We start from the raw sequence: 13,324 nt of genomic DNA, 5'->3' as shown, positions 1-13,324 counted from the left end.
CTTTATCGACGCCACTTCAGGAAGAACCCAGCCCCGGACAGATCCGGAGGCTGGTTAATCAGGGGCTAAAACGCGAAGCAGGAGCAGCCCAGCACGCCCCAGAACGCCTGCTCATCGGCAACCGGGATCGGCGACCGCCGCGCAATATCGTGCTGGTGGCCGTGGACGCCGCAGCTGCCGCAGCACTGGTGCATCTGCACGATGGCGCCGATTTTTGCCGCAGCAGGCGGCGCCGAGCGGTAGTGGCCCGGAACCTTGACCACCGGAGACCACTCCGGCAGCACCGGGATGGGCGGCGGCGCCAGCGGCGAGAAGCGTCCGGCGGCATAAACCACTTTGCCATCAACCACCGTCAGCACCGATTCGATGCCTTTTATCTCCTCTTCCGGCACGCTGAAATAGTCCTTCGACAGCACCACCAGATCGGCGAGCTGATCCTGCTCAATACGCCCTTTTTTACCCTGCTCGCTGGAGAACCAGGCGCTGCCCGCCGTCCACAGCTCCAGCGCCACGTCGCGCGGCAGGCGGTTGCTCTCGTCGTACATTGCCATGCCGCCGACGGTGCGCCCGGAAACCAGCCAGTAGAGCGCGGTCCACGGGTTGTAGCTCGCCACGCGGGTGGCGTCGGTGCCGAGCCCCACCGGCACCTCCATTTCCAGCATTTTCGCCACCGGCGGGGTGTGCTTCACCGCATCGATGCCGTAGCGGTCGACAAAATATTCCCCCTGGAAGGCCATCCGGTGCTGTACCGCAATCCCGCCGCCCAGCGCCTTCACGCGCTCAATATTGCGCTCGGTGATGGTTTCCGCATGGTCAAAGAACCAGTGCAGGCCGTTAAACGGAATCTCGCGGTTCACCTTCTCAAAGACGTCCAGCATCCGGCTGATGGATTCGTCATAGGTGGCGTGCAGGCGGAACGGCCAGCGGTGTTCCACCAGGTGGTGCACCACCCGCTCCAGTTCGTCCCCCATTCCCGCCGGCAGATCCGGACGCGGCTGCAGGAAATCTTCAAAATCCGCCGCCGAAAAGACCAGCATCTCGCCGGCGCCGTTGGCGCGGAAAAAGTCGGTCCCCTTCCCCGGCTTCAGCATATCGGTCCAGCGTTCGAAATCATCCAGCTCCTGCTTCGGACGCTGGGTAAACAGGTTATAGGCAATGCGCACGGTCATCTGCTGGTTCGCGTGCAGCTGTTCAATAATTTCGTAATCTTCCGGGTAGTTCTGGAAGCCGCCGCCGGCGTCAATCGCGCTGGTCAGCCCAAGACGGTTCAGCTCGCGCATAAACTGGCGCGTCGAGTTCACCTGCAGCTCCAGCGGCAGCTTGGGCCCTTTCGCCAGCGTCGCGTAAAGGATCATGGCATTGGGCCTGGCGATCAGCATCCCGGTCGGGTTGCCGTTGCTATCCCGCACAATTTCTCCGCCCGCCGGATCCGGCGTCTCTTTGGTATAGCCTACGGCCTTCAGCGCCGCGCGGTTAAGCAGCGCGCGATCGTAGAGATGCAGCACGAATACCGGCGTATCCGGCGCAGCCTGGTTGAGCTCTTCCAGCGTCGGCATGCGCCGCTCGGCAAACTGAAATTCGCTCCAGCCGCCGACCACCCGCACCCACTGCGGCGAAGGCGTGCGATCGGCCTGCTCTTTGAGCATCCGCAGCGCGTCCGCCAGCGAGGGAACGCCTTCCCAGCGCAGCTCAAGGTTGTAGTTCAGCCCGCCGCGGATCAGGTGCAGGTGGGAATCATTCAGGCCGGGGATCGCCGTATGGCCCTGCAGATCGACGATCTGCGTGCCTTCGGCGGCAAAGCTCATGATTCGATCGTGGCTCCCGGCCGCGAGGATCTTACCGTCGGCGATCGCGACCGCGTCGGCCAGCGGGTTTTGGCGATCGAGGGTGTGGATCCGACCATGGGTCAGGATCAGTGTGGCAGTTTGTGACATAACGCTCTCCTTGAGGAGGCTGACTCAGTTTTTCTTTAACCAGCCAGCAAACAGGCGGGTCACGATGGGCATCCAGAACCAGACCACCAGCGCGACGACGCAGGCATCGTTTATCAAATGCAGCGGCAGGCTTCCCCGCATCGAGGGCAGCAGCATGCCGGTCAGCCAGGGCACCAGGTTGGTGCTGGGAAAGATAACCAGCAGGGTTATCAGAAACTGCTTCCAGCGCAGCGGCTGGCGCACGTTGGCCGCCGGCGGGGTAAACCAGAAAGCCGGCTCGGTACGGACCTCCGTGCGATCGCCCTCGTTAAGCAGCGGCGCAATTTCGGCAACCAGTTCGCGGCGCGTTTCCGACTGCGTCCAGGCGTAGAGGTGCTCAATGGTGTCGAAGCGAATAATCACGCTCCATAAATTCTGCCCGGCCCCCGGGCGAATAACGTTAGCGCCAAGGTGCCCGGGAAACTCCGCCGCCACGGGCATAATTTTTCCGAGCCACTCTTCATAGCGCTTACCGTGTTCGGGATCGAGCATATGACTGATAACCAGCGTTACCGATTTCTGTTGCGCCATAAGGAGCTCCTTGCTGCAGGGAAGCGGCGGAATTACCCCGCCATCAGCCATAAATGACAATACATAAAATCATTCAAGCTGCGCCGGGGCGGGCAAACGAAGCCAGCAAAGAGGCAGCCTGAAGGACGATGACAATACACAAAATCATTCAAGCTGCGCCGGGGCGGGCAAACGAAGCCAGCAAAGAGGCAGCCTGAAATACACAAAATCATTCATGCTGCATCGAGGCGGCAAGGGAAGAAATCCCCGGGAGCATAGGTAACTATGTGGCCAGGGTTTCTGAGTGCAGCCAGCAAAGAGGCAGCCTGAAGGACGATGACAATACACAAAATCATTCAAGCTGCGCCGGGGCGGCAAGGGAAGAAATCCCCTGGAGCATAGATAACTATGCGACTGGGGTTTCTGAGTGCAGCCAACAAAGAGGCAGCCTGAAGGATGAAGTGTATTTAGGCCTGGCGCTCCGGCGCGCCGTGCACCATGGTATACGCGTAATCCACGCCCATGCCGTACGCGCCGCTATGTTCGCGAACCAGGTCCATCACCGCGTCGTAGGTCTCTTTGCGCGACCAGTCGCGCTGGTACTCAAGCAGCACCTGCTGCCAGGTCACCGGCACCGCGCCGGCCTGCACCATGCGGTCAATCGAGCGCTCATGCGCATCGACGGAGGTCTCACCGGAAGTGTCGGTCACCACGTACACTTCATATCCCTCTTCCAGCGCCATCAGCGCCGGGAACGTCAGGCAGACTTCGGTCCACAGCGCGGAGATAATCAGCTTCTTACGCCCGGCAGCCTTAACCGCCTTAACGAACCCCGCATCTTCCCAGGAGTTCATTGAGGTACGTTCTATCGGTTTAACCTGCGGATGCACCGCCAGCAATTCCGGCCAGATATAGCCGCTAAAGCTTTTTGTTTCCACGGAGGTGTAAATCACCGGAACATTAAAAATCTTGCCCGCTTTGGCTAGCGCAACGGTATTATTTTTAAGCGTCTGGCGATCGATATTGGCGACACCAAACGACATCTGCGGCTGGTGGTCAATAAAGATAAGCGTTGAGTTGGTTGGATCAATCAGTTCCCGAATAGACATAGCATACCTTCTTAATCAATGAGTTAAAAAGAGAAAATCAGCGCTGCTGTGGGTCTGGATCCTGACGGATAAAGCATGGTGAGTATAGTCAGTAATTTCTAACGAGTTATTAAAGAAATTTTTCTGATTTATTTCAAAAATAAAAGACAAGAAATAAAAAATACGCTATTAGCGAAGAGGGCGATAATGATGTTTATCAAAAAATTGCGGGTAACGGTTCTAAATTATTCACTGGTATTGAGCAACTGGCTTCGGTAAAACAGAGGGATTATTTATTACCGGTAAGCCGCCGATGCGCCTGAATCTTGATGTCCTGCAGATCCTCGATGCCCTGGAGACCCATGGCTCCTTCGCCACCGCCGCGGAATCGCTCTATAAAACGCCCGCCGCCCTGAGCTACATGATCCAAAAGCTGGAAAGCGATCTCGGTATCACCCTGCTGGATCGCAGCGGACACCGGGCGAAGTTTACCGATACCGGCACAATGGTGCTGGAAAAGGGTCGGCTGCTGCTCAACGCGGCAAAGGATCTGGAAAAGCAGGCGCTGCAGCTGAATGCCGGCTGGGAGCGGGATCTGGCCATCGCGCTGGACGCCTCCTTCCCTTTCGATCGTCTACTCCCGCTTATCGACGCGTTTTACGCGCAAAACCCGCAAACCCGCCTCAATTTTACCCACCATACGCTGGCGGGCGCCTGGGAAGAGCTGACCCGTAACGGGGCGGATATCATTCTTGGCGCGATCAACGAACCGCCGACCTCCGCCGAATGGTCGTGGAAAATGCTCGGCACGCTGGATAACGTATTTGTGGTCGCGCCCGGCCACCCGCTGGCGGAAACGGTACAACCGCTGACCAACAAGCAGCTCAGCCTGCATCGCGCGGTGGTGATCAGCGATAGCGCCCGCCACTGCCATCCGCTCAACAGCAACTTTCTCACCGAGCAGCCGCAAATTCGCGTCGATGATTTTGCCAGCAAGGTCGCGCTGCTGCGGGCCGGGATCGGCTGCGGTTTTCTCCCCCGCCACGTCGCCCATCCGTGGCTGGCGAGCGGCGAACTGGTGGAGAAAACCGTCATCTCTTTTCGCGAAAAGGATATCGCCTACATGGCCTGGCGTACGGATAACGACGGCCTGGCCCAGCGCTGGTGGCGGGAAGCCATTCTCGAAGAACCGTTTCTACACCAGCTTTATCCCTAACGGCTAAACCACACGCTGGCGGAGACGGCAGGTAGCGTCAGCACGCCGTCGTGCAGCGCTCCGCCGCCCTCTTTGAGCTGCCACTCGCCCACGTCCAGCAGCGGTGAATCCTCCACGACGACCTCACAGGCTTCGCCGCGGTTGATAGCCACCAGCACGCGCTGATTTTTATACACCCGGGCAAATACCACCACGTTTTCTTCGGCATAAATCACCTGACACCCGCCGTAGCGCAGCGCCTGGTTCGCCTTGCGCAGCTTCGCCATGCGTTTATACAGGCCCAGCAGCGTAGCGTCCTGCAAAGCCGGGTCCCACGGGAAGGGTTTGCGGCAGAACGGATCGTTATTGCCATCAACGCCCACTTCGTCGCCGTAGTAGATGCACGGCACGCCCGGCCAGCAGAACAGCCAGACCACCGCCAGCGGCAGACGCGCAACGTCCTTACCCAGCAGCGACTTAAAGCGCGCCGTATCGTGGCTATCAAGCTGGTTAAACATCCGCAGCTGCTGCTGGTGCGACAGCCCGGCGCGGTAGTTATCCATCCACGCCACGCAGGTTTGCGCATCTATCTTCTGCGGATCGTAAGAGATATCGGTATTCGCCAGGAAGCCCCACAGCGGGAAGGTAAACCCGCGATAGTTCATCGCCGCATCTTCGACATCGGCCTGCAGCCACTGGCGCGCATCACCAAAATGTTCACCAAAAACAAAGGATTCTGGCTGTGTCTCCTTCGCCGCCTGGGTTATACCGGCAATATGGCGCAAATTATTACGCGCCCCGCCGCCCTCACCCAGCATATGCACCACGTCCAGGCGCCAGCCGTCCATACTCCACGGCGCCTTCAGCCAGTGGCGCACGATGCTGTCTTCCCCGGCATAGATTTCGTTAATCAGGCTGGTCGACCGGTAATCCAGCTTCGGCAGGCTGGCGTAGCCCAGCCAGCTGTGCGCCTCGCCCTCGGGGGAGAAGGTGAACCAGTCGCGCCACGGTGAATCCGCGCTGTGGCAGGCGCCTCCGCTGCCGCGCTGGTGGCGGTCAAACCAGACGTGTGAATCTCCGGTATGGTTGAACACGCCATCGAGGATCAGGCGCATCCCCTCCCGCTGCGTATTGTGCCGCAGGCGCAGCAGCGCGGCGTCGCCGCCGAACTGCGGATCGACGCGACGATAATCTTCGGTATCGTATTTATGCACGCTCGGCGCGACAAACACCGGATTCAGGTACAGCGCCGTGACGCCCAGCTGCTTGAGATACGGCAGCTTCTCGCTGATACCGTCCAGATCGCCGCCGTAGAAAGTTGAGCCACCCGCCTCGCCGGTTAACGGTTCATCCCACTGCTTCTGAACGATATCCTGTCCCGCAGCGTGGTGATGGTAGGGTCTATCCTGCTCGGCCTGGCGCGGTTCGCTGCGCGCAAAGCGGTCAGGAAAGATTTGATAAAAGACCTGATCGGCAACCCACTGCGGGCCGCTGTCCGGCAGGTCGACCGCAAACTGCTCCAGCCGCGCCGGCGGGAAGCGGTTAAAGCCCTGCGGGGTAAACCAACGCTGCCGGTCGGCCCACAGCAGCTTGAAGCTATAGCGCCGACGCGGCTGGCCGCTGGCCAGATTAATCTCACCGCGCCACGCGACGACGCCCGGCCGCGGCTCCTGGCGCAGGCGGTGCATCGGCAGCGAAAGCTCTTCGTTGTCTTCTTCCGCACGCAGCGTGACGCGCTGCGGCAGCTCATCGCCGCTAACCCATAGGGTGATAAAGAGTCGTCCCTGCTGCTCCTTGATAAACGGGGCAACAGGCAGGTGCCATGCCTTCAACATCGTTATTCCTCTCTGTACAGAATGGGCACACCTTGCCACAGCGCGTATGCGTATGACTCATCATCGGCAGAATTATTGGGGGAGGAGAGCGGAGGAGGATATCGGAAAAGCGGAAATCGCCTGCCGGACAGCGCGCATATCCGGCAGGCGAGCGGCCCGCCTAGCGGGCCTGCGCCAGCTGACGGTCGCGGCGGGTTTTCAGCTTCCAGCCGACCAGCAGCAGCGCTATCCAGGCGAAGCCGACGTACAGGGAAATACGCGTATCCGGATGGTAGCCAATCAGCGCGATGATAAAGACGAGGAACGCCAGGCCTACCGCCGTGGTCGCCACGCCGCCCGGCACCTTAAACTTCAGCGCCCTGGCCTCTTCCGGCGGCAGACGGCGGCGGAAGGCAATCTGCGACAGCAGGATCATAATCCACACCCACACCGTCGCAAAGGTTGCCAGGGAGGCGATCACCAGGAAGACGTTTTCCGGCATGATGTAGTTCAGGTAGACCGCAAACAGCAGCGCGATGGTCATCACCATCACTGTCACCCACGGCACGCCGCGGCGCGACGTTTTGGCGAACATTTTCGGCGCGCTGCCCTGCTCGGCCATGCCGTGCAGCATGCGCCCGACGCCGAATACGTCGCTGTTAATCGCCGACAGCGAGGCGGTCAGCACCACAAAGTTGAGGATACTGGCGGCAAACGCGATGCCCATATGCTGGAAGGTTAAGACGAACGGGCTGCCGTTAGTCCCGACCTGGTTCCACGGATAAATAGACATAATCACGAACAGCGTGCCGACGTAGAACACCAGAATACGCATCGGGACCGAGTTGATGGCGCGCGGAATGGATTTCTCCGGATCCTGCGCTTCCCCGGCGGTAATACCGATGATTTCAATCCCGCCGTAGGCGAACATCACCATCTGCAGCGACATCACCATTCCCAGCCAGCCGTTGCTGAAGAAGCCGCCGTTGCTCCACAGATTATGGATGCCGGTCGGCTGGCCGCCGTTGCCGATGCCCCAGATAATGATGCCGAAACCGGCGAGGATCATGATAATAATGGTGGCGACTTTAAAGAAGGAGAACCAGAACTCCAGCTCGCCAAACACCTTCACGCTCATCAGATTGACGGCGCAGATAATCAGCACCACGCTGAGCACCCAGATCCAGTGCGGAACCGTCGGGAACCAGACGCCCATATAGATGCCGAAGGCCGTCACGTCGGCGATGGCGACAATCAGAATTTCAAAGCAGTAGGTCCAGCCGGTGATATAGCCCGCCAGCGGGCCGAGGTAGTCCTGCGCGTAGCGCGAAAATGAGCTGGCGGCGGGGTTATGCACCGACATCTCGCCCAGCGCGCGCATAATAATGTACGCCGCCACGCCGCCGATAATATAGGCCAGCAGCACGCTCGGGCCGGCCATTTTAATCGCATCGGCCGAGCCATAGAACAGGCCGGTACCAATTGCCGAACCCAGCGCCATAAAGCGGATATGCCGGGTACTTAGCCCGCGCTTAAGTTTGTTACTACTTTCCATCGTATTCCATGCCGTTTTTCTCCTTTAGCCTCCGTCGGGCGAAGATCAAAAGAGGATTACCTGAAAAACAAAAAACCACGGGACCTGAAGTCCCGTGGTTTAACACTGATTTTTAAACGTCGGCTAGTGCGCGCTGGATGTCACCTGACGCCCCACGGCGCGGTCCCAGACCACCGCCAGAACCACCATCACGGCGGTCGGCATCAGCCAGGCCAGACCCTGCTCCGCCAACGGCAGGCGCGCGGTCCACGCCGGCAGCATATCGGCAAAGGCTGACGTTTTAATGCCGTCAATGATACCAAACATCAGGCTGATAAACATGGCCGGCGCAATAACGCGGGACGAATTATGCCACCAGTTGCGGGTAAAGCTTAATACCACCAGTGCGATACACGGCGGATAGATAGCCGTCAGCACCGGGATCGAAATCTGAATCAGGTGGCTCAGCCCGAGGTTGGAGACCGCCATCGAGAAGATGCCGAGAATAAACACCAGCGAGCGGTAGGAGAGCGGCAGATACTGGGCGAAAAATTCCGCACAGGCGCAGGTCAGGCCAACCGCGGTCACCAGGCAGGCAATGAAAATCAGCGCCGCCAGCATAAAGCTTCCCGCGCCACCGAAGGTGTGCTGGACGTACGAGTGCAGAATGGCCGCGCCGTTAGCTGACTGATCGACCAGGGTCGCGCTGTCGGAGCCTAAGCGGAACAGGGCGAGGTACAGCAACGTCAGGCCGACGCCCGCCATCAGGCCGGCCCACACGGTATAGCGGGTCAGCAGGCGCGCTTCCGTGACGCCACGAGAACGGGCGGCGTTAACAATGACGATGCCGAAGACCATCGCGCCGAGGGTGTCCATCGTCAGATAGCCGTTGACGAAGCCGTTTGAGAACGGCGCGGTGCGGTAGGCCTCCAGCGCGTTGCTGATCGGGCCTGCCGGCCAAATAATCGCCGCGACGGAGAGAATAATCAGGGCAATGATTTTCAGCGGAGCGAGGAAATTGCCGACGGTATCCAGCAGCTTGCCGGGGTATAACGAAACGAGGATCACCAGGGCGAAATAGATAACGCTATAAATCAGCAGCGGCATCGCGCCGTCGCCGGTCAGCGGGGCAATCCCCACTTCAAAGGAGACCGTCGCGGTACGCGGAGTCGCGAACAGCGGTCCTACCGCCAGGTAGCAGACGACGGCCAGCAGAATTCCCGCCACTTTGCCAATCGGGGTGCTCAGGCTTTCAACGCCGCCGCCGACTTTCGCCAGCGCCACGACCGTCAGCACCGGTAAACCCACGGCGGTGATCAGAAAGCCGATAGCGGCGGTCCAGACGTGTTCACCAGCCTGTAAACCAACCATTGGGGGGAAGATGATGTTGCCTGCACCGACGAACAGCGCGAAGGTCATAAAGCCCAACGCTATGATGTCGCGAGATTTTAACTGATGGGTCATAAATTCATACTGCCTGTGGATGTGGTGGTGTTAAACGGAAAAATACCGTGCCTTCCCTTAGGGATGATACAGCGGCTATTGCCGGAAACTCAGCGAGATATGCTCCCGAAGCGGCGTGGGAAAGAATTGTTTTTTGAAATACCACGCAAAAGCAGTCTGTCTACGACCGCATGGGGCGCAATTTAAACGCTTATAACGTTTTAAAGCAAGGCGGGATCGTAAAAGCAGATGATTATGCTAAGTCTACAATTTCAACCAGCGTTATTAACCATAATGAAGGAAAACATGTGGCTAATCATGCGAACAAAAAAGCAGCAGGCGTTCGTTAATTACGCAGCTGAAAATTGACTGCAAACGAAAATGACCAGCCGGAGCTGGTCATTGACAAGTTATGTTGACAGCGCGGCGCCTAGCCGCTTTTTTTGGCAATTAAACGTTCCGGCAGCAGGAAGCTAAACCGCGTTCCTTTACCGGGCGTGCTCTCAATATCCAGCCGGCTGTCGTGATGGTTGACCGCATGCTTAACGATAGCCAGCCCCAGGCCGCTGCCCCCGGTTTGCCGCGAGCGCGCTTTATCCACGCGATAGAAGCGCTCGGTCAGCCGCGGAATATGCTCGGGCGCGATCCCCGGGCCGTTATCCTCAACGCTAAACAGCGCGCCGTGCGGCGCTTTCTGCCAGCTGACGGTAATTTCCGTTCCCGCCGGCGTATGGTTGATCGCGTTATACACCAGATTCGAGATCGCGCTGCGCAGCTGCTCATCGTTACCGAGCACCTGCAGCGACTCATCGACCACAAAGTGCAGGGTATGCTTTTTCTGGCTGAGCGTTTGCGCCTCGCGCTCGACAACCCGCAGCATCATCGGCACGTCGATTTTGTCGTTCATCGCCAGAACCGGGGCCGCTTCAATACGCGACAGGGTCAGCAGCTGTTTAACCAGCCCCTCCATACGCTGAGTTTGCTCGCGCATGGTATGCAGGGCCTTTTCCCGCGTCACCCCTTCCAGCACCTGCTCCTGCATCATCTCCAGATATCCCTGCAGCACCGTTAGCGGCGTGCGCAGCTCGTGGCTGACGTTGGCGAAAAAGTTGCGCCGGGCGCCTTCAAGCTGGTGCATCTGCGTCACGTCGCGCGCCACCATCAGCATCTGCTTGTCGCTGTAGGGCATCACGCGGATTTCCAGATGACGCGCGTTATTAAGGATCAGATTAAGCGGTTTGCTGAAATCTTTGCTTTTGAGGTAGTTGGCAAATTCAGGATAGCGCAGGAGGTTAAGGATGTTTTGTCCACTGTCGTCCGGCCAGCGCAGATTGAGGATCTGCTGTGCCAGGCCGTTACACCAGAAGATCGCCCCCTCCTCGGTGGTCAGCACCACCGCATCGGGCAGCGATTCCGCCCCGCTGCGAAAGCGTTTGATCAGGCTTCCCAGCTCGCGTCGGCGTTTTTTATTACGCATCTGCATCTGGTGGAGGCCGTACAGCAGCGGTTCCCAGCTGCCGCTCCCCGGCGGTGGCGTCATGCTGCGGTCCACCCACAGCCACCACGATAGACGTAATAAATTCCAGAAATGCCAGATAAGAAGTCCGGTCACCGCCGCCAGTAAAAACCACGGCAAATGACCAAATACCGCCCCGAGAATCAGGGCCGGGATACAACATAAGAAAAGCTCAAGCGCCAGCCTTTTCCATGACAGCCGTTCCAGCACGGTTCACACTCCTGTCGACATTCAGAAACGGGCGGAGAAACGATATCCCGTGCCGCGAACCGTTTGTACCATCCGGTCATGGCCACTGTGTTCCAGCGCTTTACGCAGACGGCGAATATGCACGTCTACCGTTCGGTCTTCTACATACACGTTGGTCCCCCAGACGTGATTCAGCAGCTGTTCGCGGCTGTATACGCGTTCCGGATGGGTCATAAAGAAGTGTAATAACTTAAACTCGGTCGGTCCCATGTCCAGCGGGTTTTCGCCGGTCATTACGCGATGGGAGGAGGGATCGAGGCTCAGCCCCTGCATTTCAATCACCTCTTCCACCGCCATCGGGGAAATGCGCCGCATCACGGCTTTGATTCGCGCCACCAGCTCTTTCGGCGAGAAAGGCTTGGTGATGTAATCGTCGGCGCCGGTCTCGAGGCCGCGAACGCGATCTTCCTCTTCGCCGCGAGCGGTCAGCATCACCACCGGAATATCACGGGTCATCGCCTCACGCTTAAGCTGCTTAATAAACTGCAGACCCGATCCACCCGGCAGCATCCAGTCAAGGAGAATCAGATCGGGCCAGGGTTCATTGAGCTGGTTCAGCGCGCTGTCAAAATCTTCCGCCTCGACGGGCTGAAAGCCGTTTTGTTCCAGAACAAAGCAGACCATTTCGCGGATTGGAGCTTCATCTTCAACGACCAGAATTCTTCTCGCCATTATTTACCCTGTATTTTTTAGCCATCAGTATAGAGTGCGGCGCCATTATGCGTCAGTTTTGTGACAGATTTATGAAAAAAATGGTCGTCTGACGATCGAGGATTTTGAATTATGACACGCACTTAACTCCCCCTGCGTCGATGGTATAATGGCGGCAACGCTCTCAGGCAACGGAATATTTATGCGCATCATTCATACCTCTGACTGGCATCTCGGGCAAAACTTTTACAGCAAAAGCCGCGCCGCTGAGCATGCGGCCTTTCTCGACTGGCTGCTGGCCAGCGCGCAGGAGCACGAGGTCGATGCCATTATTGTCGCCGGCGATATCTTTGATACCGGCTCGCCGCCGAGCTACGCCCGCGAGCTGTATAACCACTTCGTGGTTCAGCTCCAGCAAACCGGCTGTCGGCTGGTGGTGCTGGCGGGAAACCATGATTCGGTCGCCACGCTGAATGAATCGCGCGACATCCTGGCCTTTTTAAAAACCACGGTCGTGGCGAACGCCGGCCATGCCCCCTTCGTTCTACCGCTGCGCGACGGCTCTCCGGGGGCGATATTCTGTCCGGTCCCCTTCCTGCGCCCGCGCGAGTTGGTCACCAGCCAGGCCGGACACTCCAGCGGTGAAAAGCAGCAGCTGCTGCTCACCGCCATCAGCGACTACTATCAGCAGCAGTACCAGCAGGCCTGCGCCCTGCGCGGCGACCGGCCGCTGCCGATTATCGCCAGCGGCCACCTGACCACCGTCGGCGCCAGCAAAAGCGACGCGGTGCGCGAAATCTACATCGGCACCCTCGATGCCTTCCCGGCCAGCCGCTTTCCTCCCGTCGACTATATCGCGCTGGGCCATATCCACCGGGCGCAGATCGTCGGCGGCTGCGAGCATATCCGCTACAGCGGCTCGCCAGTCTCCCTGAGCTTTGATGAGACCGGGAAAAGTAAAAGCGTCAATCTGGTGACCTTTACCGAGGGCCGACTGGCGGACGTGAGCCCGCTGACGGTGCCGATAGTCCAGCCGCTGGCGGTGCTAAAGGGCGATTTCGCCAGCATCAGCGAGCAGCTTGACCGATGGCAGGACGACGCGGAGCTGCCCGCCGCCTGGCTGGATATTGAAATCACCAGCGATGAATATCTGCACGATATTCAGCGCCAGATCCAGGCCCGCTGCGAAGCGCTGCCGGTAGAAGTGCTGCTGGTGCGCCGCAGCCGCGCCCAGCGCGAGCGCATTCTGGCCGGCGAGCGGCGGGAAACCCTCAGCGAACTGCGGGTTGAGGAGGTTTTTGCCCGTCGCCTGGCGCTGGAGGATCTCGAAGAGCCGCAGCAGCAGCGCCTC

10 protein-coding genes are annotated in these 13,324 nt (G+C 58.9%); 2 read left to right on the top strand and 8 right to left on the bottom strand.

Going from position 1 to position 13,324, the window contains the following annotated elements; all coding sequences use genetic code 11:
* Window positions 1–65: 65 nt before the first annotated feature.
* The 3 genes from PFH44_RS01845 to PFH44_RS01835 form a co-directional block, all read right to left on the bottom strand.
* On the bottom strand, window positions 66–1,934 hold the full coding sequence (locus PFH44_RS01845) for an amidohydrolase (protein WP_283824146.1): 1,869 nt from the start codon (window positions 1,932–1,934) through the stop codon (window positions 66–68).
* Between the two features lie 24 nt (window positions 1,935–1,958).
* Window positions 1,959–2,504 (bottom strand): antibiotic biosynthesis monooxygenase, encoded by a 546-nt coding sequence (locus PFH44_RS01840; RefSeq protein WP_041144272.1) that lies wholly within the window; start codon window positions 2,502–2,504, stop codon window positions 1,959–1,961.
* Between the two features lie 446 nt (window positions 2,505–2,950).
* A complete protein-coding gene (locus PFH44_RS01835; RefSeq protein ID WP_283824145.1) occupies window positions 2,951–3,592 on the bottom strand; it encodes a hydrolase in 642 nt (213 codons plus the stop codon).
* Between the two features lie 292 nt (window positions 3,593–3,884).
* Here PFH44_RS01835 and PFH44_RS01830 point away from each other — a divergent pair, with 292 nt between their 5' ends.
* On the top strand, window positions 3,885–4,787 hold the full coding sequence (locus tag PFH44_RS01830) for a LysR family transcriptional regulator (protein WP_283824144.1): 903 nt from the start codon (window positions 3,885–3,887) through the stop codon (window positions 4,785–4,787).
* Here the strand turns inward: PFH44_RS01830 and malZ are convergent.
* From malZ to phoB, 5 genes are all read right to left on the bottom strand, one after another.
* Entirely contained in the window at window positions 4,784–6,601 is a 1,818-nt protein-coding gene (malZ, locus tag PFH44_RS01825) for a maltodextrin glucosidase (protein WP_283824143.1), read from the bottom strand. The two genes, PFH44_RS01830 and malZ, sit on opposite strands and share 4 nt — an antisense overlap.
* Window positions 6,602–6,761: 160 nt before the next feature.
* A complete protein-coding gene (gene proY, locus PFH44_RS01820) occupies window positions 6,762–8,135 on the bottom strand; it encodes a proline-specific permease ProY (RefSeq protein ID WP_045854186.1) in 1,374 nt (457 codons plus the stop codon).
* Window positions 8,136–8,258: 123 nt separating this feature from the next.
* Window positions 8,259–9,578 (bottom strand): branched-chain amino acid transporter carrier protein BrnQ, encoded by a 1,320-nt coding sequence (brnQ, locus tag PFH44_RS01815; protein ID WP_283824142.1) that lies wholly within the window; start codon window positions 9,576–9,578, stop codon window positions 8,259–8,261.
* A 409-nt stretch (window positions 9,579–9,987) separates the two neighbouring features.
* On the bottom strand, window positions 9,988–11,283 hold the full coding sequence (gene phoR, locus PFH44_RS01810) for a phosphate regulon sensor histidine kinase PhoR (RefSeq protein WP_045854184.1): 1,296 nt from the start codon (window positions 11,281–11,283) through the stop codon (window positions 9,988–9,990).
* Window positions 11,284–11,304: 21 nt separating this feature from the next.
* Window positions 11,305–11,994: a phosphate response regulator transcription factor PhoB gene (gene phoB / locus PFH44_RS01805; protein ID WP_045854183.1), complete on the bottom strand. Its 690-nt coding sequence runs from the start codon at window positions 11,992–11,994 to the stop codon at window positions 11,305–11,307.
* Between the two features lie 181 nt (window positions 11,995–12,175).
* On the opposite strand from phoB, the gene sbcD reads away from it, so the two are divergent.
* On the top strand, window positions 12,176–13,324 hold a 1,149-nt coding region (sbcD, locus tag PFH44_RS01800), incomplete at its 3' end, for an exonuclease subunit SbcD (RefSeq protein ID WP_283824141.1).

It is taken from the genome of Klebsiella sp. Ech2A (assembly GCF_030078455.1).
Classification (GTDB): domain Bacteria; phylum Pseudomonadota; class Gammaproteobacteria; order Enterobacterales; family Enterobacteriaceae; genus Klebsiella; species Klebsiella terrigena.
The sequence above is the reverse complement of the archived record's forward strand: the minus strand, read 5'-3'. Positions and strand labels throughout refer to the sequence as shown.

What these genes read in the sequence shown, in the direction of transcription:
- phoB (WP_045854183.1), bottom strand. Translation starts at nt 11,994, where the DNA reads ATGGCGAGAAGAATTCTGGTCGTTGAAGATGAAGCTCCAATCCGCGAA.
- brnQ (WP_283824142.1), bottom strand. Translation starts at nt 9,578, where the DNA reads ATGACCCATCAGTTAAAATCTCGCGACATCATAGCGTTGGGCTTTATG.
- proY (WP_045854186.1), bottom strand. Translation starts at nt 8,135, where the DNA reads ATGGAAAGTAGTAACAAACTTAAGCGCGGGCTAAGTACCCGGCATATC.
- PFH44_RS01835 (WP_283824145.1), bottom strand. Translation starts at nt 3,592, where the DNA reads ATGTCTATTCGGGAACTGATTGATCCAACCAACTCAACGCTTATCTTT.
- PFH44_RS01845 (WP_283824146.1), bottom strand. Translation starts at nt 1,934, where the DNA reads ATGTCACAAACTGCCACACTGATCCTGACCCATGGTCGGATCCACACC.
- PFH44_RS01840 (WP_041144272.1), bottom strand. Translation starts at nt 2,504, where the DNA reads ATGGCGCAACAGAAATCGGTAACGCTGGTTATCAGTCATATGCTCGAT.
- PFH44_RS01830 (WP_283824144.1), top strand. Translation starts at nt 3,885, where the DNA reads ATGCGCCTGAATCTTGATGTCCTGCAGATCCTCGATGCCCTGGAGACC.
- malZ (WP_283824143.1), bottom strand. Translation starts at nt 6,601, where the DNA reads ATGTTGAAGGCATGGCACCTGCCTGTTGCCCCGTTTATCAAGGAGCAG.